At 67.8% G+C, this 21,351-nt stretch carries 21 protein-coding genes; 10 read left to right on the top strand and 11 right to left on the bottom strand.

Annotation, left to right across the window (positions count from 1 at the left end; all coding sequences use genetic code 11):
* Positions 1-208: 208 nt before the first annotated feature.
* Positions 209-1,123, bottom strand: coding sequence for a hypothetical protein (locus tag AB0M24_RS47170; protein WP_363781654.1), 915 nt, complete (start codon positions 1,121-1,123; stop codon positions 209-211).
* A 186-nt stretch (positions 1,124-1,309) separates the two neighbouring features.
* On the opposite strand from AB0M24_RS47170, the gene AB0M24_RS47165 reads away from it, so the two are divergent.
* Positions 1,310-1,693, top strand: coding sequence for a hypothetical protein (locus AB0M24_RS47165; protein WP_363781652.1), 384 nt, complete (start codon positions 1,310-1,312; stop codon positions 1,691-1,693).
* Positions 1,694-1,788: 95 nt separating this feature from the next.
* On the opposite strand, the gene AB0M24_RS47160 is transcribed toward AB0M24_RS47165, so the two are convergent.
* Both AB0M24_RS47160 and AB0M24_RS47155 read right to left on the bottom strand, forming a co-directional pair.
* On the bottom strand, positions 1,789-2,139 hold the full coding sequence (locus AB0M24_RS47160; protein WP_363781650.1) for a hypothetical protein: 351 nt from the start codon (positions 2,137-2,139) through the stop codon (positions 1,789-1,791).
* 9 nt (positions 2,140-2,148) lie between these two features.
* A complete protein-coding gene (locus AB0M24_RS47155) occupies positions 2,149-2,376 on the bottom strand; it encodes a hypothetical protein (protein ID WP_363781648.1) in 228 nt (75 codons plus the stop codon).
* A 61-nt stretch (positions 2,377-2,437) separates the two neighbouring features.
* On the opposite strand from AB0M24_RS47155, the gene AB0M24_RS47150 reads away from it, so the two are divergent.
* A complete protein-coding gene (locus AB0M24_RS47150) occupies positions 2,438-3,703 on the top strand; it encodes a D-alanyl-D-alanine carboxypeptidase family protein (protein WP_363781646.1) in 1,266 nt (421 codons plus the stop codon).
* A gap of 22 nt (positions 3,704-3,725) precedes the next feature.
* Complete coding sequence (locus AB0M24_RS47145; protein WP_363781644.1) at positions 3,726-4,880, top strand: FAD-binding oxidoreductase; 1,155 nt, start codon at positions 3,726-3,728, stop codon at positions 4,878-4,880.
* Here the strand turns inward: AB0M24_RS47145 and AB0M24_RS47140 are convergent.
* Positions 4,828-5,994, bottom strand: coding sequence for an MFS transporter (locus tag AB0M24_RS47140; protein WP_363781642.1), 1,167 nt, complete (start codon positions 5,992-5,994; stop codon positions 4,828-4,830). The two genes, AB0M24_RS47145 and AB0M24_RS47140, sit on opposite strands and share 53 nt — an antisense overlap.
* 61 nt (positions 5,995-6,055) lie before the next feature.
* Here AB0M24_RS47140 and AB0M24_RS47135 point away from each other — a divergent pair, with 61 nt between their 5' ends.
* Positions 6,056-6,991, top strand: a complete 936-nt coding sequence (locus tag AB0M24_RS47135; RefSeq protein ID WP_363781640.1) for an Lrp/AsnC family transcriptional regulator — start codon at positions 6,056-6,058, stop codon at positions 6,989-6,991.
* A gap of 49 nt (positions 6,992-7,040) precedes the next feature.
* On the opposite strand, the gene AB0M24_RS47130 is transcribed toward AB0M24_RS47135, so the two are convergent.
* The 4 genes from AB0M24_RS47130 to sdhC are packed head-to-tail and all read right to left on the bottom strand — an operon-like array spanning position 7,041 to position 10,432.
* Positions 7,041-7,823, bottom strand: coding sequence for a succinate dehydrogenase iron-sulfur subunit (locus tag AB0M24_RS47130; RefSeq protein ID WP_363781638.1), 783 nt, complete (start codon positions 7,821-7,823; stop codon positions 7,041-7,043).
* Positions 7,823-9,577, bottom strand: a complete 1,755-nt coding sequence (sdhA, locus tag AB0M24_RS47125; protein ID WP_363781636.1) for a succinate dehydrogenase flavoprotein subunit — start codon at positions 9,575-9,577, stop codon at positions 7,823-7,825. The genes AB0M24_RS47130 and sdhA overlap by 1 nt, the downstream gene beginning before the upstream one ends.
* Positions 9,578-9,599: 22 nt before the next feature.
* Positions 9,600-10,013, bottom strand: a complete 414-nt coding sequence (locus AB0M24_RS47120) for a succinate dehydrogenase hydrophobic membrane anchor subunit (protein WP_218164475.1) — start codon at positions 10,011-10,013, stop codon at positions 9,600-9,602.
* Positions 10,010-10,432, bottom strand: coding sequence for a succinate dehydrogenase, cytochrome b556 subunit (sdhC, locus tag AB0M24_RS47115; protein WP_363781634.1), 423 nt, complete (start codon positions 10,430-10,432; stop codon positions 10,010-10,012). Before sdhC ends, AB0M24_RS47120 begins: the two co-directional genes overlap by 4 nt.
* A gap of 614 nt (positions 10,433-11,046) precedes the next feature.
* On the opposite strand from sdhC, the gene AB0M24_RS47110 reads away from it, so the two are divergent.
* The 6 genes from AB0M24_RS47110 (at position 11,047) to AB0M24_RS47085 (ending at position 17,811) form a co-directional block, all read left to right on the top strand.
* On the top strand, positions 11,047-12,177 hold the full coding sequence (locus tag AB0M24_RS47110; protein ID WP_363781658.1) for a BMP family ABC transporter substrate-binding protein: 1,131 nt from the start codon (positions 11,047-11,049) through the stop codon (positions 12,175-12,177).
* An 80-nt stretch (positions 12,178-12,257) separates the two neighbouring features.
* The gene (locus tag AB0M24_RS47105; RefSeq protein WP_363781632.1) at positions 12,258-13,841 is read left to right on the top strand and encodes an ABC transporter ATP-binding protein; all 1,584 of its coding nucleotides are present in this window, start codon (positions 12,258-12,260) and stop codon (positions 13,839-13,841) included.
* Positions 13,841-14,914: an ABC transporter permease gene (locus AB0M24_RS47100; protein WP_363781630.1), complete on the top strand. Its 1,074-nt coding sequence runs from the start codon at positions 13,841-13,843 to the stop codon at positions 14,912-14,914. Before AB0M24_RS47105 ends, AB0M24_RS47100 begins: the two co-directional genes overlap by 1 nt.
* Positions 14,915-14,922: 8 nt before the next feature.
* Positions 14,923-16,164, top strand: a complete 1,242-nt coding sequence (locus AB0M24_RS47095) for an ABC transporter permease (RefSeq protein WP_363781656.1) — start codon at positions 14,923-14,925, stop codon at positions 16,162-16,164.
* On the top strand, positions 16,157-16,540 hold the full coding sequence (locus tag AB0M24_RS47090) for a cytidine deaminase (RefSeq protein WP_363781628.1): 384 nt from the start codon (positions 16,157-16,159) through the stop codon (positions 16,538-16,540). Before AB0M24_RS47095 ends, AB0M24_RS47090 begins: the two co-directional genes overlap by 8 nt.
* On the top strand, positions 16,537-17,811 hold the full coding sequence (locus AB0M24_RS47085; RefSeq protein ID WP_363781626.1) for a thymidine phosphorylase: 1,275 nt from the start codon (positions 16,537-16,539) through the stop codon (positions 17,809-17,811). Before AB0M24_RS47090 ends, AB0M24_RS47085 begins: the two co-directional genes overlap by 4 nt.
* Positions 17,812-17,872: 61 nt before the next feature.
* Here the strand turns inward: AB0M24_RS47085 and AB0M24_RS47080 are convergent, their stop codons facing one another.
* From AB0M24_RS47080 to AB0M24_RS47070, 3 genes are all read right to left on the bottom strand, one after another.
* Positions 17,873-18,925 (bottom strand): hypothetical protein, encoded by a 1,053-nt coding sequence (locus AB0M24_RS47080; protein ID WP_363781624.1) that lies wholly within the window; start codon positions 18,923-18,925, stop codon positions 17,873-17,875.
* A gap of 11 nt (positions 18,926-18,936) precedes the next feature.
* On the bottom strand, positions 18,937-19,491 hold the full coding sequence (locus AB0M24_RS47075) for a sigma-70 family RNA polymerase sigma factor (protein ID WP_363781622.1): 555 nt from the start codon (positions 19,489-19,491) through the stop codon (positions 18,937-18,939).
* 143 nt (positions 19,492-19,634) lie between these two features.
* Positions 19,635-21,071: a serine/threonine-protein kinase gene (locus AB0M24_RS47070; protein ID WP_363781620.1), complete on the bottom strand. Its 1,437-nt coding sequence runs from the start codon at positions 21,069-21,071 to the stop codon at positions 19,635-19,637.
* Positions 21,072-21,351: the final 280 nt, after the last annotated feature.

The raw sequence follows: 21,351 nt of genomic DNA, 5'->3' as shown, positions 1-21,351 counted from the left end.
GTTGGGTCAAGTCGACGAAAAGCGTGTCGACTTGACCCAACCCCTCTGGCGCGGCAAACGTTCAGCCACGACTCGTGACGGGACCCACCCCACCTAGAGTGTTTGCCAACTGCAGCTCGCCTTCGGCGTCGCCGAAGCAGCTCGGCTTCGCCTTCGCCTTTTGCCTCGCCTTCGGCTTCGGGTCGGCTCGCCTTCGGCATCGCGCCGATCAAGTTGGTTCCACTATTTGTACTGGTGGTCTTGGTCTTGCTGCGGCCGCTGCATGGGCCTTTTTCAGCTCTTGCTCTACTGCGTTTGGCTTGTCTCGCAGTCGGGTTGGCAGCGTTTGGACTACTAGGATTCCCGCTGCTGCGTATCGGCTGTTGCGGGCTAGGGTTCTTTCGTAGTCGCGGGCGCCGTAGTGGAAGGCTTTTGAGTCGATTTCCCAGGCTAGGCCTACCTCGTCGAACCAGGCGTCCGGTCTTCCGATGATCAGGCCGTCGGAGTCTGCGATCGTGACGTTCCAGTGCGGTGTGGTTAGCCGGATTCGCTTTGAGAGGCGGCGGGCGTCGCGTTCGGCTACCGATTGTGCTCGGCCCAGGTCCTTCAGGACTGTGCGGACGAGCTTGGTGCCGTAGCGGTTGGTGTGGGCCTCTGCGGTGAGGCTCTCGGGCGTGCAGCGGCCCCGTTGGATCGCGGCCGCCACCAAAGCGGTCGCGGCGTCCACCGAGCGCAGTTGGCGGCACGCGTCGACCACGGCTCTGGATGCGGGCACCACCGGGAAGCCGTCGATGTTGGTCGAGGCGGGCATGGGGGAGGCTTGCTCGGTGATCAGGGGGCCGGTGCCGCGTGTTGAGGTTGGCGTTAGGACGTGGATTTCTGTGCCTGAGGCGGGCAGGCCGTAGCGGCGGCAGGCTTCGGCGCCTGTCAGGGTGGCGCCTGGGCCTGCTCGTAGGAGGGCTGCGGTTACCTGTTGGTCGCGCGTTGGCGGGCCGTTGTGCAGCAGCACCACGCCTGGGTGCATTTGCTGCCACGGCCCGCCTGGTTCGCAGCGGCGCCTGGGGTTGGGGACCCCCAGCGATTTCAACGTTGAGGTGCTGATGACGCCTAGGTCGCTGCGTTCGCGCAGGTGTTCGATTCGCACTGGGCCAGTGTGACGAACACCACCGACAGTCAGCGGCGGACCGAAGGCCTGGTGCGGTCGATCAGGAGCAGGAGGACGCCCGCTACGCCTAGGAGCACGCCCAGGAGCAGGAGCCAGCCGATTTCTGAGCCGGTGTTCGCCAGGCGGTTGTTCTCGTTGCCCGGGGGCGTCGTCGCCGGTGGGGTCGTGACTGGCGGCTTCGTCGTCGTGGTGACCGGCGGGGTCGTGGTCGTGACCGGCGGCGTTGTGGTTGTCGTCGACGTCGAGGTCGGCGGCGTGGTCGTCGTCGTTGACGAAGTCGTCGTCGTCGACGTCGTGGTGGACGTGGTCGTTTCGGTGGTGCTCGTGGTGGTGCTGGTCGTGGTGCACGGAGTCGTCGTGGTGGTGGACGTGGTCGTGGTCGTGGAGGTGTCGTCACCTCTGGGCACGGGCGCTGGACGTCCTGGACGGTCTTTCGGGCACCACGCCTTCACGCACACGCGGTGGTCGCCGGAGGCCTCGGCCTCCGGGACTGCTCCGTGCAGCGCGACGACGGTCAGCACCGCGCCCGCTACGAGCACACCGATGTAGGCGATACGTGACATGCCACGATGGTTGGCCGTGGCACGCCACGTCGCGCGCAATCCGGGCCGACGTCACCCGTGCGTGATCACTACATCGCCCGATCAGGTCCAGAAGACGGCAATGCCCACGTTGAGCACGACGAGCGACGCGGCGGTCGGCAGCAGCCAGGACGGGGCCTTGGGCTTGTTGACGTTGATCGCCACCACGGCGGCGATGGCCACTACGACCAGCAGCTTCACGCCGATCTTGATGTGGTCGTACTTCACCGAGTCGACCAGCGGGTCGATTCCGACCAGCGCGACACCCGTGAGCAGCTGCAGAGCCGCGCCGTGCAGCCAGCCCTTGTTGACCGGCGCGTCCTTGCCGGCCTTGGCCTGCAACATGATCATCGCGACGAGCATGCCCATGCCGAGAAGGTGCAGGAACACCAGCAGCAGGCGTACGAACTCCACAGCGTTTTCCTATCGACGTCGGGTGGCCAGGAAACCCCGCACGCCCAGCACTCCGATGACGGTGCCGAACACGAGCGAGGCGATCACGAGCACCAGGTGCACCGTGAAAAAGGCAGTAGGTCCGTTGCTGAACGAACGTGGGTCGTTCCAGATGTTCTTCAGGAACGTGGGCCAGATCACCCACGACCAGACCCCGAAAGCCACCAGGAAGAGTGACATCGGGCGCGAGAGCTTCACGTTCACCAGTATCGGACGTGGTGCGTGCAAGCCGCTAAACGGGGGTGGATAGCCTGGGGGCGTGCCCTTCACCAAACGGCTCATCGTCGCCCTGGTCCTAGCAACGGCCACAGCCGCGTTCGCCGCACCGACCGGCACCGCACAGCAGGCCGGCTCGGCTCAGTGCGCCAACCGCGAGACCCCGCCGCCCCCGGTGGACACGTCCGAGCAGCCGGCGCCCGGCCAGAAGGCCCCGACCGCGCTCGAGGTGCCGGAAAAGCCGATCGGTGGCGACCGGCTGGGCGAGTGCGGCCTGATCCTGCCGCCGAACCAGGCGCAGCCCCCGAGCGGCATCACGGCCGCGTCGTGGATGCTCGCGGACATGGACAGCGGCGCCGTCATCGCCGCGTACGACCCGCACGGCCGTCAGCGTCCCGCGAGCGTCATCAAGGTGCTGCTCGCGATGGTCGTCGCCAAGGAGCTGCGCGGTGACACGGTCGTCACCGCTTCCGCCGAGGACACGCAGCAGGAGTGCACCTGCGTCGGCCTCAAGGACGGCGGCCAGTACACGGTCCGCCAGCTGCTGCAGGGTCTGCTGCTGACGTCGGGCAACGACGTCGCGCACACGCTCGCCCGCCAGCTCGGTGGCGTCCCGAACGCCCTGCGCAAGATGAACGCCATGGCGAAGGAGCTCGGCGCCCTCGACACCCGCGCCGTGACCCCGTCCGGCCTCGACGGCCCCGGCACCAGCACCTCGGCCTACGACGTCGCCCTGATCTTCCGCGGCGCGATGAAGTACGACGAGTTCGCCCAGGCCGTGAAGCTCCCGCAGGCGCAGTTCCCGGGCCGCAACGGCGGCACGATCATGCTGACGAACGACAACCGCCTGCTGGCGAACTACGACGGCGCGATCGGCGGCAAGACCGGCTTCACCGACGACGCCCAGCACACCTACGTGGGCGCCGCGGAACGTGGCGGCCGCCGCCTCGTCGTCGTGCTGTTGCGCGGCCAGCAGCAGCCCACGCACATCACGAACCAGGCGGCCAAGCTCCTCGACTACGGCTTCGCCATGGGCCCCGGCGGCGTCGGCAAGCTCGTCGACGGTGCCCCGCAGCCCAAGCCGAACGTCACCACCACCCAGACCAACGACAGCAGCTCGGACACGGCAGCCGCCTCCAACTCGGACAACGGCCGGCCAACGCCGACCGCGTTCGGCACCGTCGGCCTTCCGATCACGGCCGCCGCTGGCATCGGCCTGCTCGCCGCGGTGTTCCTCTTCATCCGCAACAAGCGCGCCAAGGCGGCACGGGCACGTCGTCAGGCAGCGCAAGCGGCGCAGGGCGTCTGAGAGTCCGGCGACGCCCGGCGCGATGAGCCAGGTCCTTCCGCAGTACCAGCACCTCCGTCCGCTGGCGGTGGTGAGCTGCTCCACCCCCGACGACGTCGCGAACGGCCTCGCGTGGTCGAGGGAGTCGGGCATCCACCTCACTCCGCGCGGTGGCGGGCACTGCTTCGCCGGGCGCAGCTCCACCACCGGGATCGTCCTCGATCTCGGCCCGATGAACGACGTGTCGGTGCACGACGGCCTCGCCACCATCGGTGCGGGTGCCACGCTGGCCGAGGTCTACGCAGGACTCGACCGGCACGGCCTGACCCTCCCGGCGGGCTGCGGCCCGACCGTCGGCATCGCGGGGCTCACCCTCGGTGGCGGCCTGGGACTGCTCGGCCGCCGCTACGGCCTGACCTCGGACCGGTTGCGCGCGGCCGAGGTCGTACTGCCCGACGGCCGGACGGTCCGTTGTTCGGACGACCTGGAGCCGGACCTGTTCTGGGCACTGCGAGGCGCGGGCGGCGGTCAGTTCGGCGTCGTCACGGCGCTGACCTTCGAGCCGGTTCCCGCCGAGCCGACGACGAGGTTCCTGCTCACCTGGCCGCGCGTCCGGGCCGCGGAGGTTCTGGCCAGGTGGCAGGAGATCACGCCGGACGCCCCGGACGAGCTGAGCGCGAACCTGAAGATCTCGGCGCGTGAAGTCACGCTGTTCGGCGCGGGCGCTCCCGACGACTTCCTGGATCTCGCGCCTGCCACCGCCGACGTCAGCACGTTGCCGTACCTGGAGCTCAAGCAGTCGTTCGACGACCTCGGTGATCTGGAAGGACAGGTGACCAGCAGGTCCCACTTCTTCCGCCGACCGATCCCGGCCGACGTCCTGCCCGACGCCCCAGGCCAGGAGCTGAACTTCACGCCGATGGGCGGCGCCTACAACCGGACCCGTTCGACCGCGACCGCCTTCGTCCACCGCAACGAACGTTTCCTCGTCGAGCACGTGAGCACGGACGCCGACTGGGTGCACCGGACGTGGACCGCCCTGCACGAGCACTCGTCCGGCGGCGTCTACCCGAACTTCCCCGATCTGTTCCTGGAAGACCCGCTGCGGGCCTACCACGGCGAGAACCTGCAGCGGCTCCAGGAGATCAAGCGGCACTACGACCCGGACGGACTGCTGCGCTTCCCGCAGTCCCTCTGATCATCACCACCGTCAACGCCAGCACGGCGACGATCAGCACCATCGACGTGAGCACCGCGGCGGTGGTGCCGAACCGGAAGAACACACCGCTCAGCAGAGCCACCCCGACGGTCGCGCCGAGCTGCTGAACGGCATTCAGCAACCCCGACGCCCAGCCGGTCTCCTCTGGCGCGGCCACGGCCAGCGCGTTGCCGAAGAACGGCACTGTGAACATCCCGAGACCGATTCCGGTCACCAGCAGCGGCACCGCCGAGAACGACACGGCGATCCCCGCCAGGCCGGTCAGAACCAGCACCAGGCCCGCCCGCATCACCCGCGGCCCGAACCGGGGCACCAGCACGGATCCCGTGATCCACGACCCGATCGCGAGCCCGAAAGACCACGGCAGCAACGTCAACGCCGCCCCTGCCGGCGTCCTGCCCTCCCGCAGCTGCAGGAACAGCACCAGGACGAACACCAGCCCGTTCATCACCGCGAAGAACAGCAGCGACCCGGCCAGCGACGCGGGAAACACCTTGCCGCGCAACAGTCCTCCCAGCCGAGGGCGCCCCGCAGCACGGTCCTCGCGGATCAACGGCACCAAAGCCAGCACGACCAGTCCGAGCGGGATGTTCAGCAGGAACACCGACTGCCATCCGAACGCCTCGGTCAGCAGTCCGCCCACGACCGGCCCGCACAGCGCGGACAGCGCCATCACCGGTCCGATCGTGCCGAGTGCCTTGGCCACCTCGTCCCCGGCGAACATCGCGCGGATCAGGCCGAACGTCTGCGGGATGATCATCGCGGCCGACGCGCCCTGCACCGCCCGCGCTGTCAGCAGCACCGCCACGTTCGGAGCCCACGCGCACAACACCGAACACAGCACGAAGACGGTCATGCCGATCACGAACACCCGTCGGCGTCCCAGGACATCGCCGAGCCGGCCACCGGCGATCAGCAGCAGCCCGAACGGCAGCGTGTAGCCGTTGGTGAGCCACTGCAACGCGGTGTCGCTCAGCGAGAGCGAGGTGCGGACCGCGGGTGCCGCGATCGGCATCACGGTGCTGTCGAACAGGTTCATCGCCTCGGCGAGCAGCAGGGCGCACAACGCCGGCCAACGGTAGGTGTGGGTCATGTACGCGAAGCTAGGTATCCACGACTCAAACGACCGCACGCAAGCCCAGAACTGACGGATAATGCCACCCGTGACCCTCGATGATCTGGATCGTGCCGTGCTCCACGCGCTGCACGTCGACGGCCGCGTCCAGTTCAACCACGTCGCGGAGGTCCTCGGCACGTCACCGCAGACCATCGCGAGGCGCTACCGCAAGCTCAGGGAGAGCGGCGCGCTGCGAGTCGTCGGCATGATCGACGCGCGCAAGGTCGGCGCGGTCGAGTGGTTCCTCAGGCTCGGCTGCACCCCGGACGCGGCGATGAAGGTCGCCCAGGCGCTGGCCCGGCGACCGGACACGTCGTGGGTGCAGCTGACCTCGGGCGGCACCGAGATCTCGTGCGTCATTCGCGCCGCTAACGCACCGGAAGCCCTGCTGCTGCAACAACTCCCGAAGACGCCGAAGGTCATCTCGGTGTCCGCGCACTGCCTGCTGCGGTCGTTCGTCGGCGGCCCGGTCGGCTGGGCCGGCCGAGCGGATGTCCTCAGCGAGAAACAGACAGCCGAGCTCACGCCGTCGTTCGAGCACACCGAGTCCGAAGTGGACGAACGACTGATGGCCGCCCTGCACCAGGACGGCCGCGCCACGTTCGCCGACCTGGCCAAGGTCACGGGTTGGTCCGAGCCGACAGTGCGCCGCAGGGTCAACGGCCTGCGCGCCGCCGGCGTCCTCTACTTCGACGTGGATGTGGATTCAGCAGCGCTCGGCTTCACCGCGATGGCCGTCCTGTGGATGTCAGTCCGGCCCAACAGGCTCGTCCAGGTCGCGGAAGCCCTGGCACAGCAACCGGAAGTCGCGCTGGCGGCCATCACGACAGGCCCGGCGAACGTGCTCGCGAAGGTCGTGTGCCGCGACATCGACGCGCTCTACGAGTACCTGACCGAACGCGTCGCCACGATCGACGGCATCGAGCGCATGGAGACCGCACCGGTCATCCACACGGTGAAACGGGCCCGATAACGCGAAAGCGCCGCGCTCCCCAGAGGAAGCGCGGCGCCCACCGGAAACGTCAGACGCGCTTGAACAGCAGCGCGCGCTTCACTTCCTGGATCGCCTTCGTGACCTGGATGCCACGCGGGCACGCGTCGGTGCAGTTGAACGTGGTCCGGCACCGCCACACGCCGTCGATGTCGTTGAGGATGTCGAGCCGCTCCTCAGCGCCCTCGTCACGCGAGTCGAAGATGAACCGGTGCGCGTTCACGATCGCGGCCGGGCCGAAGTACGAGCCCTCGCTCCAGTACACCGGGCACGACGTGGTGCAGCAGGCGCACAGGATGCACTTCGTGGTGTCGTCGAAGCGCTCGCGGTCGGCGACCGACTGGATCCGCTCGCGCGTCGGCTCGTTGCCGTAGGTCACCAGGTACGGCTTGACGGCGCGGAACGCCTCGAAGAACGGCTCCATGTCGACGAGCAGGTCCTTGTTCACCGGCAGGCCCTTGATGGGCTCGATGGTGATCGTGGTCTGCTTGGAACCCTTCTCCAGCAGGTCCTTCAGCAGCACCTTGCACGCCAGGCGGTTGACGCCGTTGATGCGCATGGCGTCCGAACCGCAGATGCCGTGCGCACACGAGCGGCGGAACGTCAGCGTGCCGTCCACGTACCACTTGACGTAGTGCAGCAGGTTGAGCACGCGGTCCGACGGGAGCGCGGGGATGTCGAACGAGTCCCAGCGCGGCTCGTCGTCGAACTCCGGGTTGAACCGGCGGATCTTGACGGTGACTGTGACAGCGCCGTCCGGAACCGGCGGCTGGGAGCCGCGCGAGCCAGCAGAGGTTTCAGCGGTGGCGGTCATCAGTACTTGCGCTCCATCGGCTTGTACCGGGTAAAGGTGACGGGCTTGTAGTCCATGCGGATGTCCGCGGTCAGACCGTCGCCCTGCTTGTAGAACATGCTGTGGCGCATGAAGTTCGTGTCGTCGCGGTTCGGGTAGTCCTCGCGGGCGTGACCGCCGCGGGACTCCTTGCGCTCCAGCGCACCGTGGACGAGCACCTCGGCCAGCTCCAGCAGGAAGCCGAGCTCGACGGCCTCCAGCAGGTCCGTGTTGAAGCGCTTGCCCTTGTCCTGCACCTGGATGTGCGCGTAGCGCTCCTTCAGGGCCTGGACGTCGTGCAGCGCCTTCTTCAGCGTGTCCTCGGTGCGGTACACGGACGCGTTGGCGTCCATGGTGGCCTGCAGCTCGGTGCGGATGTCCGCGACGCGCTCCTGGCCGTGCTCCGACAGCACCAGCGCGACCTGGGCCTCGACGACGGCGGCCGGGTTCTCCGGCAGGTCGACGTGCGACTCGCGCGAGTTCGCGTACTCCGCGGCGGCGATACCGGCGCGGCGGCCGAACACGTTGATGTCCAGCAGCGAGTTGGTGCCGAGGCGGTTCGCGCCGTGCACCGAGACGCACGCGCACTCACCGGCGGCGTAGAGGCCGGGAACGACGTTGTCGTTGTCCCGCAGCACTTCGCCGTGGATGTTCGTCGGGATGCCGCCCATCGCGTAGTGCGCGGTCGGGTAGACCGGGACGGGCTCGACGACCGGGTCGACCGCGAGGTAGGTGCGGGCGAACTCGGTGATGTCCGGCAGCTTGGTCTCCAGCACCTCGGCGCCGAGGTGCGTGCAGTCCAGCAGCACGTAGTCCTTGTTCGGGCCGGCGCCACGGCCTTCCAGCACCTCGAGAGCCATCGAGCGGGCCACGATGTCGCGCGGCGCCAGGTCCTTGATGGTCGGGGCGTAGCGCTCCATGAACCGCTCACCCGAGGCGTTGCGCAGGATCGCGCCCTCACCGCGGGCACCCTCGGTCAGCAGGATGCCGAGACCCGCGAGGCCGGTCGGGTGGAACTGGTAGAACTCCATGTCCTCCAGGGGCAGGCCCTTGCGGAAGACGATGCCCATGCCGTCGCCGGTCAGCGTGTGGGCGTTCGACGTGGTCTTGAAGACCTTGCCGAAACCACCGGTCGCGAACACGACGGACTTGGCCTGGAAGACGTGGATCTCGCCGGTCGCGAGCTCGTAGGCGACGGCGCCGGTGCAGACCGGGCCGTTCTCCGTCTCGGTCAGGCAGATGTCGAGCACGTAGAACTCGTTGAAGAACTCGATGCCGTGCTTGACGCAGTTCTGGTACAGCGTCTGCAGAATCATGTGACCGGTGCGGTCCGCGGCGTAGCAGGCGCGGCGCACGGCGGCTTCACCGTGGTTGCGCGTGTGGCCGCCGAACCGGCGCTGGTCGATCTTGCCCTCGGGCGTGCGGTTGAACGGCAGGCCCATCTTCTCGAGGTCGAGAACGGCGTCGATCGCTTCCTTCGCCATGATCTCGGCGGCGTCCTGGTCGACCAGGTAGTCGCCGCCCTTGATCGTGTCGAAGGTGTGCCACTCCCAGTTGTCCTCCTCGACGTTGGCGAGGGCGGCGCACATGCCGCCCTGGGCCGCGCCGGTGTGCGAACGCGTGGGGTAGAGCTTGGTGAGCACCGCGGTGCGGGCGCGCTGGCCGGACTCGATCGCCGCGCGCATTCCGGCACCACCAGCGCCGATGATGACTACGTCGTACTTGTGGAACTGCATTGTGGTGGGCTCCCCGCGCGGGTCAGTTCGAGATGTTCGGGTCGAAGGTGAAGATCACGAACGTGCCGAGCGAGATGATCAGGACCATCGACACGTAGAGCAGCATCTTCAACCAGAACCGGGTGGAGTCCTTGCGGGCGTAGTCGTTGATGACCGTCCGCACGCCGTTGCCGCCGTGGATCTGCGCGAGCCAGAGCATCGCGAGGTCCCAGAACTGCCAGAACGGGGACGCCCAGCGGCCGGCGACGAAACCGAAGTTGATCTTGTGCACGCCGCCGTCGAGGATGTTCATGATGAACAGGTGGCCCAGGACCAGGACCACGAGCAGCAGGCCGGACAGGCGCATGAACAGCCAGCTGTAGAGCTCGCCGTTGCTGCGACGGGCCGCAGGGCGACGCGGCTGACGGGGCTTGTCGAGTGCGAGAGACATGGTCAGTGACCCCCAACCAGGTCGGAGATCGTCCGTTCCATCATGAAGTAGAAGCCGGGGATCATCACGACGACCCAGATGGCCAGCACGGTCCAGAGCATGACCCGCTGGTACTTGGCGCCCTTCTCCCAGAAGTCGACCAGCATGACCCGGATGCCGTTCAGCGCGTGGTAGAGCACCGCGCCGACGAGGCCGACCTCGAAGAGGTTGACGATCGGGTTCTTGTAGGTCTCGATCACCGAGTCGTACGCGTTCGGTGACACGCGCACGAGCGCCGTGTCGAGAACGTGGGTGAAGAGGAAGAAGAACGTGAGGACACCGGTGATCCGGTGGGCGACCCAGGACCACATGCCCAGATCACCGCGGTACAGCGTCCCACCCCCTCGGGTGGTGCCCGACCGCTCGGGTGCGCCTGCGCTGGTCATGCGCCGAGGCCTCCAACGTCAGTGGTGGGTGGTCGGTGACAGTTACTGCCGACCATGACCCGGAAATGCTAGTCCCGCACGTCGGAGCGGACCCAGTAGGCGTACCCGCTGTGTGATCGATGAGACACGCTGTCGATCGCCCAAGCGGTCTTGATCGATTAGGAAATGCGGTCCACGCCACAAAAGGACGGCGGCCAGGACCTCCGCCTTGGTCCGGGCCGCCGTCGTCGGCAAGGGCACTTGCCACCCTCTACACGACGGGAGGCCCCTGACCGGTTCAACGTCGGCTCGAAGAAATTTCGTCCAACGTCGAAGAGCAGGTCAGAGGCGGTCAAGCGACAGGCATTCCAAGTCAGTCGGTGGCACGCCGAGCGGAACTGCGTCGTTTGGACGACGATCAGTGCGGCGAAGCGGCTGAAGAGGACGTTTCGCCACGCGCCGAACACGAGTGATCACCAGTCGTACGGCCAAAGCGTCGAATGCGTAACCGATAGGGGTCTTTGTAGGTGCTGGCCGCAACGAGTCTGGTTACTAAGAGGTACGGTGCGCCGTCTAGAACCCAACAACGTCGTTGGGGAGGAACCTCAGGGAGGAGACGAGCCGTGCGTCGTCGTATGCGTGGTGTCGCGGTCGCCGCGATCGCGTTGACCAGCGTGATGACTATGGCCGCCTGCGCGAAGGACTCGGGTGGCGGGAGCAACACGAACACCGGCAGTGGTTCTGCTTGCGAGTTCGCCACGCCTCCCCCCGCGCCCGCCGCGTCGAACACCAGCTCGGCCGCCGGTGACAAGGTGGACGGCAGCGCGCTGAAGGTCGGTCTGGCCTACGACATCGGTGGCCGTGGCGACGCGTCGTTCAACGACTCCGCCGCAGCCGGGCTCGACAAGGCCCTCACCGACATGGGCATCAAGAAGGAGAACACGCGCGAGCTCTCCGCCGCCCCCAACGAGGACGAGGCCGCGAAGCAGACCCGTCTGCGCCAGCTCGCGTCCGAGGGCTTCAGCCCGATCATCGGTGTCGGCTTCGCCTACGCCGAGTCGATGAAGCTCGTCGCCGCGGAGTTCCCGAACGTCAAGTTCGGCCTGGTCGACGGTGTCGTCGAGGGTGCTGCGAACGTCACGCCGCTGCTGTTCGCCGAGCAGGAGGGCTCCTTCCTCGCCGGCGTCATCGCCGCGTACCAGAGCAAGAAGTGCCACGTTGGCTTCGTCGGCGGCGTCGAGATCCCGCTGATCCAGAAGTTCGAGGCCGGCTACGTCCAGGGTGCCAAGGCCGCCGCGCCGAAGATCCAGGTCGAGAAGAAGTACATCACCCCGGCCGGCGACTTCACCGGTTTCCAGGACGCCCCGAAGGGCCAGGAAGCCGCCAAGGGTCAGATCGACAAGGGTGCCGACGTCATCTACCAGGCCGCGGGTGCGTCCGGTAAGGGCATCTTCTCCGCTGCCAAGCAGGGCGGCGTGCTGGCGATCGGTGTCGACTCCGACCAGTACAACCAGGCGACCGTCGCCGACACCAAGGACGTCATCGTGTCGTCCATGCTCAAGCGCGTCGACGTCGCGGTCTACGACTACATCAAGGCCGTCGCCAAGAACGACCTCGCGGGCCTGCCGAAGGTCTTCGACCTGAAGGTGGACGGTGTCGGATACGCCACGTCGGGTGGCAAGATCGACGCGAAGCTGCAGGGCATCCTCGAGGGCTACAAGGCCCAGATCATCGAGGGCAAGATCAAGGTCGCGGACAAGCCGTAACGCCTGTTAGCCACAACTGCCGGGCCCTGTGAGGACTGCCCCTCACAGGGCCCGGTTCGTGGTAGGAGGAGCACTCGACGATGAGCAGTTCCACGTCCGTACGGACGGACGATCCCCCCGCTGTGGTGCTGACCGGCATCACCAAGCGATTCCCCGGTGTGGTCGCCAACAGCGACGTGCACCTGACCGTCCGCCGCGGCGAGGTCCACGCCCTGTGCGGTGAGAACGGCGCGGGCAAGTCCACCCTGATGAAGATCCTCTACGGCATGCAGGCGCCGGACGAGGGCACCATCGAGGTGAACGGCGAGCAGGTGCGGTTCCGCACCCCGTCGGACGCGATCAAGGCCGGCATCGGCATGGTGCACCAGCACTTCATGCTCGCCGACAACCTGACCGTCCAGGAGAACGTGGTCCTGGGCGCGGAAGCGTTGCACGGCATCGGCAAGAAGGCTCGCGCGCGCATCATCGAGCTCTCCGGCGCCACCGGGCTCAACGTCGACCCCGGCGTGCTGGTCGAGCAGCTCGGCGTCGCGGACCGCCAGCGCGTCGAGATCCTCAAGGTGCTCTACCGCGGCGCCAAGGTGATCATCCTGGACGAGCCGACCGCCGTGCTCGTGCCGCAGGAGGTCAACGAGCTCTTCGACACCGTCCGCGGCATGCAGGAGCAGGGCTACACGTTCCTGTTCATCTCGCACAAGCTCGACGAGGTCCGCGCGATCGCGGACTCGGTCACGGTGATCCGCCGCGGCACGACCGTCGGCAGCGCGGACCCGAAGACCGTGTCGTCGCGCCAGCTCGCGGAGATGATGGTCGGCAGCGAGCTCCCCAGCCCGGAGACCCGCGAGTCCACCGTCACCGACACGGTCGTGCTGGACGTCGCGGGCCTGACGCTGAACACCCCGGACGGCTCGCGCGCGATTCTCGACAACGTCGACCTGGTGGTCCGTTCCGGCGAGGTCGTGGGCATCGCCGGCGTCGAGGGCAACGGCCAGACCGAGCTCGTCGAGACGATCATGGGCATGCGCAAGGCCGGCAGCGGCACGATCACGTTGCAGGACAAGGACCTCACGAAGCTCGGGACGCTGGCTCGGCGTGAGGCGGGGATCGGGTACATCCCGGAGGACCGCCACCGCCACGGCCTGCTGCTCACGCAACCTCTTTGGTACAACCGGATTCTCGGCTACCAGACGCGCAAGCCGACGTCCAAGGGCATCTGGCTCGACACCGACGGCGCGAAGAAGGACACCGAGCGGATCGTCGAGGAGTTCGACGTCCGCACGCCCGGCATCGACGTGCCGGCGGCCGCTCTGTCCGGTGGCAACCAGCAGAAGCTCGTCGTCGGACGGGAACTCTCCGGCGAGCCGGTGCTGCTCATCGCGTCGCACCCGACCCGAGGCGTCGACGTCGGCGCGCAGGCGTTGATCTGGGACGAGATCAAGCGCGCCCGTGCCGCCGGTCTCGCCGTGCTGCTGATCTCCGCCGACCTGGACGAGCTGATCGGCCTCTCGGACACGATCAAGGTCATGCTGCGCGGCCGCCTGGTGGCCGACGCCGACCCGAACACCGTCACGCCCGAGGACCTCGGCAGCGCGATGACGGGTGCGGGCAGCACGAGCGCAGCGGTCCAGGAGACCGCCGCGGTTCCTGAGGAAGGCGAGAACTGATGGGAAACCTGCGCGGCAAACTCCTGCCGCCCGCGTTGGCGATCGTCTTCTCGATGCTGCTCTGCGGTGTGGCGCTGGTGATCTCGGGTGCGAACCCGTTGAAGGCGTTCGGCGTGATGGTGACGCAGGTCGGCAAGGGCACGACCCTCGTCGACATCATCAACTCGTCGGGCATCTACTACATCGCGGCGCTCGCGGTCGCGATCGGGTTCCAGATGAACCTGTTCAACATCGGTGTCGAGGGCCAGTACCGCGTCGCGGCCGTCGTCGCCGCGGTGGTCGGCGGCTCGATCGCGCTGCCGCCGGGCATCCACACGTTGGTGATCATCATCGTGGGCGCGCTGGCCGGTGCCGCCTGGGCCGCGATTCCCGCGATCCTCAAGGTGACCCGGGGCGTCAACGAGGTCATCTCGACGATCATGATGAACGGCCTGGCGATCGGCTTCTCGGCCTACCTGATCCGCCGCGACGTCTTCGGTGAGCTGCGGGGCAACAACATCCGCACGCCGGAGATCCCGGAGAGCGGCTGGATGCCCGGCATCTCGTTCGGTGGCGGCGGCACGATGTTCGGCTTCCTCTTCGTGGCGATCCTGCTAGGCGTCGGCTACTGGATCATGATGAACAAGACCCGGTTCGGCTTCGAGCTGCGCGCGTCCGGCGAGTCGTCGACCGCCGCGTCGGCCGGTGGCGTCAACGCCAAGAAGATGGTGCTGGTGTCGATGCTGCTCTCCGGTGCCATCGCGGGTCTGATCGGCCTGCCGGAGATGCTCGGCCGCGACCACACGTTCAGCCTCAACTTCACCGCGGGCATCGGCTTCTCGGGCATCGCGATCGCGCTGCTCGGTCGCAACCACCCCGGCGGCATCGCGTTCGGCGCGCTGCTGTGGGCGTTCCTCGACAGGTCGGGCCTCGCGCTCGACAACGTCGGTGTGCCAAGGGAGATCGTCACCATCATGCAGGGCTCGATCGTCCTGTCGGTCGTCGTCGCGTACGAGGTGGTGCGCCGCGTCGAGCTCGCCTCCGAGCAGCGTCGCGTCGGCCGTGAGCTCGGAACTGTCGGAGGTGCCGCGTGATCACGACGATGGAGGAGAAGCCCCACATCCCGGCGGCCCCTCGCAAGCGCAAGATCCCCGGCTGGGCCGTGGGCGTGCTCGGTGTCGCGGGCGCGATCGTGCTGCTGTCGGTGACCTCGTACCAGACGGGGTTCCTGCAGCTGACGTCGTCCGGCACGACCCAGACCGCGGTTCGCCTGGCGCTGCCGATCCTGCTCGCGGGTCTCGGCGGTCTGTGGGCGGAACGCGCCGGCGTGGTCAACATCGGCCTCGAAGGCATGATGATCATGGGCACCTGGGGAGCGGCGTGGGCCGGCTACCAGTGGGGTCCGTGGGCTGCCTTGGTGTCCGCCATGGTGTTCGGCGCTCTCGGTGGTCTGCTGCACGCGATCGCGACGGTGACGTTCGGCGTCAACCACATCGTCTCCGGTGTGGCGATCAACCTGCTCGGCGCCGGCCTGACGAAGTACCTGTCGACGCTGGTGTTCTTCCCGCTGTCGCACAACCCTCGCCAGTCGCCGCCGATCCAGCCGTTCGACACGTACTCGGCGGCGGGTTTCGCGGACTGGCTCGGTGAGCTGGAACAGGGACAGCGCCTGATCATCTCGGACGTCGCGGGCATCCTGCGCGGTCTCGTCACCGGTGTCTCGCCGCTGACGATGCTGACGATCCTGCTCGTGCCGCTGTCGTACTACCTGTTGTGGCGCACCCGTTTCGGCCTGCGTCTGCGCTCGGTCGGCGAGAACCCGCACGCCGCGGACTCGCTGGGCGTCAAGGTGTACTTCCACAAGTACGTGGCCGTGATCGTCTCCGGTGCTCTCGCCGGTCTCGGTGGCGCGGCTCTCGTGCTGAACCCCGGCCAGCTGTCCTATTTGGAGGGTCAGACCGGTGGCCGCGGCTTCATCGGCCTCGCCGCCATGATCTTCGGCAACTGGCGGCCCGGTGGGCTGCTGGGTGGTGCGGCGCTGTTCGGTTACGCCGACGGCCTGCAGCTGCGTTCGGGCGGCGAAACGGTGCTGGCGCTGGTCTACGGCGTGGTGCTGCTGCTCGGCGTCATCGTGGTGTACCAGCTGATCAAGCGGAAGTGGTTCTCCGCCGCGGCCGCGATCGTGGTGGCCGTGCTGCTGTACCTGCTGTACATCAGCCTCGACGAGATCCCCGGCGAGTTCGTGGCCTACGCCCCGCACATGGTGACGCTGGCCGTGCTGGCCGTGGCGTCGCAGCGGTTGCGGATGCCGGCCGCGGACGGTCTGGTCTACCGCCGTGGTTGATTGGGACCTGCTTCGGGCACGGGCAGTGGAAGCGGCATCGTTCGCCCACTGCCCGTACTCGGGGCTTCAGGTGGGTGCGGCCGCTCTGTGCGACGACGGCAGGGTTGTCGTCGGGTGCAACGTCGAGAACGCCTCGTACGGCCTCGGGCTTTGCGCCGAATGCACCATGGTCGGCCAGTTGCGGCTGACCGGTGGTGGCCGGTTGGTCGCGGTCGCCTGTCGCTCCGGCGCGGGCGAGCTGCTGATGCCGTGCGGACGCTGCCGCCAGGTGATCTACGAGTTCGGCGGGCATGACTGCCTGGTCGACACCGCGCGCGGGCCGTTGCCGATGACCGAGGTGCTGCTCGACGCGTTCGGACCGGAGGACCTGCCATGAGCTTCTCTGCAGTGGACGTCATTCGCACCAAGCGCGACGGTGCTGTTCTCTCGGACGCTCAGATCGACTGGGTCATCGACGCCTACACGCGCGGTGTCGTGGCGGACGAGCAGATGTCCGCGCTGGCGATGGCGATCTTCTTCAACGGGATGTCGTCTTCCGAGACCGCGCGCTGGACGCAGGCGATGATCTCGTCTGGCGAGCGGTTGTCGTTGCACGTGGATCGCCCGACCGTGGACAAGCACTCGACGGGCGGTGTCGGCGACAAGATCACGCTGCCGCTGGCGCCTCTCGTCGCCGCCTGTGGTGCCGCGGTGCCGCAGTTGTCCGGGCGCGGGCTCGGGCACACCGGCGGCACGCTGGACAAGCTGGAGTCGATTCCCGGCTGGCGTGCGGCACTGTCCACTTCGGAGATTTTGGATCAGCTTTCGTCGGTCGGTGCGGTGGTTTGTGCTGCTACCGAAGGGCTTGCTCCGGCGGACCGGAAGCTCTACGCGTTGCGCGATGTCACCGGGACCGTCGAGGCGATTCCGCTGATCGCGTCGTCGATCATGTCGAAGAAGATCGCGGAGGGCGCGGAGTCACTGGTGCTCGACGTGAAGGTCGGCTCTGGTGCCTTCATGAAGGACTTGGCTTCTGCTCGCGCTCTTGCTGAGGCGTTGGTGGCGATCGGTGTCGAGCACGGGGTCCGGATTTCTGCGTTGCTGACCGACATGTCGGTGCCGCTGGGCCGTGCCGTCGGCAACGCGGTCGAGGTCGCCGAGTCCGTCGAGGTTCTGCGCGGTGGCGGACCCGCCGATGTCGTGGAGCTGACCGTGGCGCTGGCCGCGGAGATGCTGTCGCTGGCCGGGATTTCCGCTGATCCCGCCGCCGTGCTGGCTTCCGGTGAGGCTTACGAGACGTGGGCTCGGATGATCCGGGCGCAGGGTGGCGACCCTGAGGCGTCCCTTCCGGTCGCGTCGCACAAGCACGTCGTCGTCGCACCTGAGTCCGGCGTGCTGTCCACTTTGGACGCTTACGGCGTCGGTGTTGCCGCGTGGCGTCTCGGCGCCGGTCGCGCGCGCAAGGAGGACCCGGTGCAGTTCGGCGCCGGCGTGCTCTGCCTGGCCAAGCCCGGCGACGTCGTCGAGGCCGGGCAACCGTTGCTGGAGCTGTACACGGACACCCCGGACGCCGTGGAAGGTGCCCTGCAGGCGCTGGAAGGTTCTTACGCCGTAGCGGATTCCGCGCCGGAGCAGGCGCCGTTGGTGATCGACACCATCAGGGGCTGAACCGCCTTTGTGAGGGCAGGCGCGATGCCTGCCCTCACAGAGACGGTTCAGCGGAGTCGGGTCAGATCTTGCCCGCCGCCACGTCCGCGAGGGTCACCCGGGACGACTGGTAGGTCACCAGCGCGTGCTTCGACGGGGTGGCCGAGTCCTTCGCCGGGAAGACCTCGTCCTGGATGGGCAGGCCGTTGTCGGCGTTGATGCTGAGCACTGCCGACGCATCCCCGCCCAGGATGTCGGGCGTTGCGCTGATGGTCAGCGCGCGCTGGCCGTTGATGGTGGTCTCGCCGACGGTGACCTGCTTGATGGTCGCGAGCAGCTTCAGCACACCGGCACGGATGTCGGGGTTGGCGGCGCCGACGAACAGCGCGTACGTGCTGCTGCTCCACAGGTGGTTGGAGATGAGGTTCTCGAGCTCCTGACCCGTCGGCCGCGGCTTGGGCACGAACTTCTTGCCGACCTTGCGGAACTGCTCCTCGACCTGCGCCTGCGCTTCCGCCCAGGCCTTGTCCGCTTCGGCGGGGCTCAGGCCGATGCCCAGCGCGTTGCCGCCGGCCGCGGTGAGCATCGCGACCCTGGCCTTCTCCACGTCGCCGGTCGCTGCCTGGCGCGCCGCCGCCATCACGTTGGTGTCGTACTGGGTGACCCCGTCGTCGTTCTTGGCCACCGACTGCGCCAGGGTCTGCGCCGAGTCGCCCTTGAAGACCTGTCCCTTGTCGGAGTAGACGGTGTAGAAGACGTACGGCGAGCCGTCCGGTGCGGGCTTCGTGCCGATGACCAGCGACGCGTCACCGGGCAGCGGGGCGCCGGCCTGCACCGCCGAGGCCAGTTTCACCAGCGGCGACTCGACGACCGGCGGCGCCGCCTGTGGCGCCGGGGTGGCAGGGGTGACAGGGGTGCTGCCGCTCGTCGTGGCCATCACCACGGCCACGGCGACGGCCGCAGCACCGATGGTGGCGAGACCGGCCTTGGGCCAGAACGACCAGCGCCTCGGCCGCACGACCGTGTTCACGGGTTCCGCCATCGCCGTCTGCAACGCCGCGCGAGCACGGTCGTAGGCCTCAGGACCGGGGGATGGCACATCACTCAGCTTCTTCATCAGATCCATTTCGTCCATGAGTTGCCTTCTCACGTCGTCGGGACTTGCAGCAGCGCGACCACTTCCGGGGCCTCGCGCAACGCCTTGCGCGCCTGGTGCAACAGCCGGCGAGCCGTGCCGGCGGGGATGTCGAGCACCCGGCCGGCCTCGGCGACCGTCAGGTCCTCCCAGGCGACCAGGCCCAGCACTTCCCGTTCCTCGGGTTTGAGCCGGGCCAGAGCCCCGCGCAGCAACGTTTGCGTGTCCACGCGGGCTTCCACCGCGGGCCAGGGATCCCAGCCGCTCGGCATCCCGGTCAGGTCCGGTGTCGGCTCCTCGGCCGGAACGGAGCGCCAGTGCCGCCGCAACCTGTTCAGCGCGACGCCGTACAACCAGGGTCTCGCCTCCGGATACGACCGGTCGTAGGTCGCCCGGGACTCGTAGGCGGCCACCCACACGTCACCGAGCACGTCCTCGGCTGCCTGCCGTCCCACCCTGCGCGCGAGGTAGTTGCCGATCGCCGCCTCGTGACGGCTGATCACCTCGACGAAGGCATCGGTGTCTCCGCTCAGCGATCGGCCGATCAGTTCCGCGTCTGACGACATGAAGCTCCTCGGGTTTCGCTTCGCCCTTGCACCCTGTATTTGCCAACGCGCGACGAAACCGTTCAGGTTGCGCGAAACCGCAGCTCAGACGCGGAACGGCCCCGGCACCACGCGGGGTTCCGGGGCCGTTCTGGGGTGGGGTGCTAGCCGACGAGCGTTCCGGCCAGCGGTGCGCGGTCCTGTTTCCACAGCACGCAGACGATTTCCTGGCGGCCGGGAGTGGCGGTGTCGTTGTACGCCTTCCACTCCTGCTCCGTCGGCACGAGCCCGGTGAAGCCGAGGGTCTCGTTGTTCTGCGGCAGAGCCTTGAACTGCTCGGTGCAGTACTTGGTGGTGAAGTCGGCGAGCCACTTCGTGCCGGGGTAGGCGGTGTCCTTCGGCTTGTCCCACAACGGCGTCGCGGCTGAGAACTGCTGGATGCCGTGCGGCTTGTCGCACGGCACGCTGCCCGGCACCGGCGACCCCTGCGTGAGGAAGTCCTTGGCGCACTCCGTACCGGTGAGGTTCCACCCCGGCACGTCCCCGCCGCGGCCGAACGTGGCAATGCGCCTGGACGGCAGCGGCGCGCCCACCGGCAGTGACGCGGCCTCGGTCCACTCCGTGCTTTCGGTGGTCGGGGTCGTGTTGGTGGTGGGTGCCGCTGTGGTGTCCTTCGGCTTGAAGGCCTGGTACCCGGCGAACGCTGCCCCCGCGAGCACCACGGCGCCGAGTGCTGCGACGGCGAGCTTGACGCCCGTGTTCTTCTTGCGCTGCTTTGGGATTGCCGCTTGCCCCTGCACGATCGCGGTAAGCATGGTCCGCGCTTGGGGCGCGGTCATCCGCCGTGCCGGATCGACGGTCAGCAATCCGCGGATCACCTCGGCCAGCGCGGGACTCGCTTTGTGCAGCACCGGAGGCTCGTTCATGATCGCGTGCAACGTGCTGGCCGTCGACGTCCGCTCGAAGGGGCTGATCCCCTCGACGGCGTGCGCGATCGTCACGCCCAGCGCCCACAGGTCCGACGCGGGAGAGGCCTCCCAGCCGCTCAGCCGGTCCGGCGACATGTACGCGGGCGAGCCGACGATGCCGCCGTTCGTGGTGAGCCGCGGGTCGTCCATCGCCTGCGCGATGCCGAAGTCGGTGAGCTTCACGGCACCGTCCGGGCGCACCATGATGTTGCTGGGCTTGACGTCCCGGTGCACGATGCCGGCCTGGTGGGCGGCTTCCAGCGCGCCGAGCGTCTGGAGGGCGACGTTGGCCATCCACTGCGAGTCGCGTGGGCCGTGGCGTTGGACGATGGTCGCCAGATCTTGGGCGTCCACCAGCTCCATGGCGAGGTACGTGTGGTTGTTCTCCCGCACGACGTCGTAGACCGTTACGACGGCAGGGTGGTTCAGCCGACCCGCGGTGCGTGCCTCTCTGAGCATGCGCTCTTCGAGGACGTGGCGTTCCTGGTCGGAGATGCCGTGCGGCGGGTGGAGCTCCTTCAGCGCTACTGCCCTGTTGAGCAGCTGGTCCTGGGCGCGCCACACGACGCCCATCGCGCCTCGGCCGAGTTCGGCCAGCAGCGCGTAGCGGTTGGCGACGACTCGCTGTTGCACGGACTATCCCTTCTGGACGCCCCCCAGATTGCGGCGAGCATAGCCACGGGTGTGTGAGCGCTCTCCTCTTGGTCACGTGTGGGTGGGGTGGTGGGGTTCAAATCTTGGGGGCGTTGCCGGTTCCCTGTTGTGTTGGCGGGTTCCGGTTTCGTGTCCGTAGGTGGTCCTGTTGCGTGCGTACCTTTCTGTTGCGTGCTTCCCCTTGGGAGCTCTGCCCCAAACCCCGCCAATCTGATCAGGGGGCCAGCGCTGCGGGTGGGTTGATGGCACGCCTGTTGCT

The sequence above is a fragment of the Lentzea sp. NPDC051838 genome (genome assembly GCF_040681245.1).
Lineage (GTDB): Bacteria > Actinomycetota > Actinomycetes > Mycobacteriales > Pseudonocardiaceae > Lentzea.
This window is presented reverse-complemented; position numbering and strand designations above follow the sequence as displayed.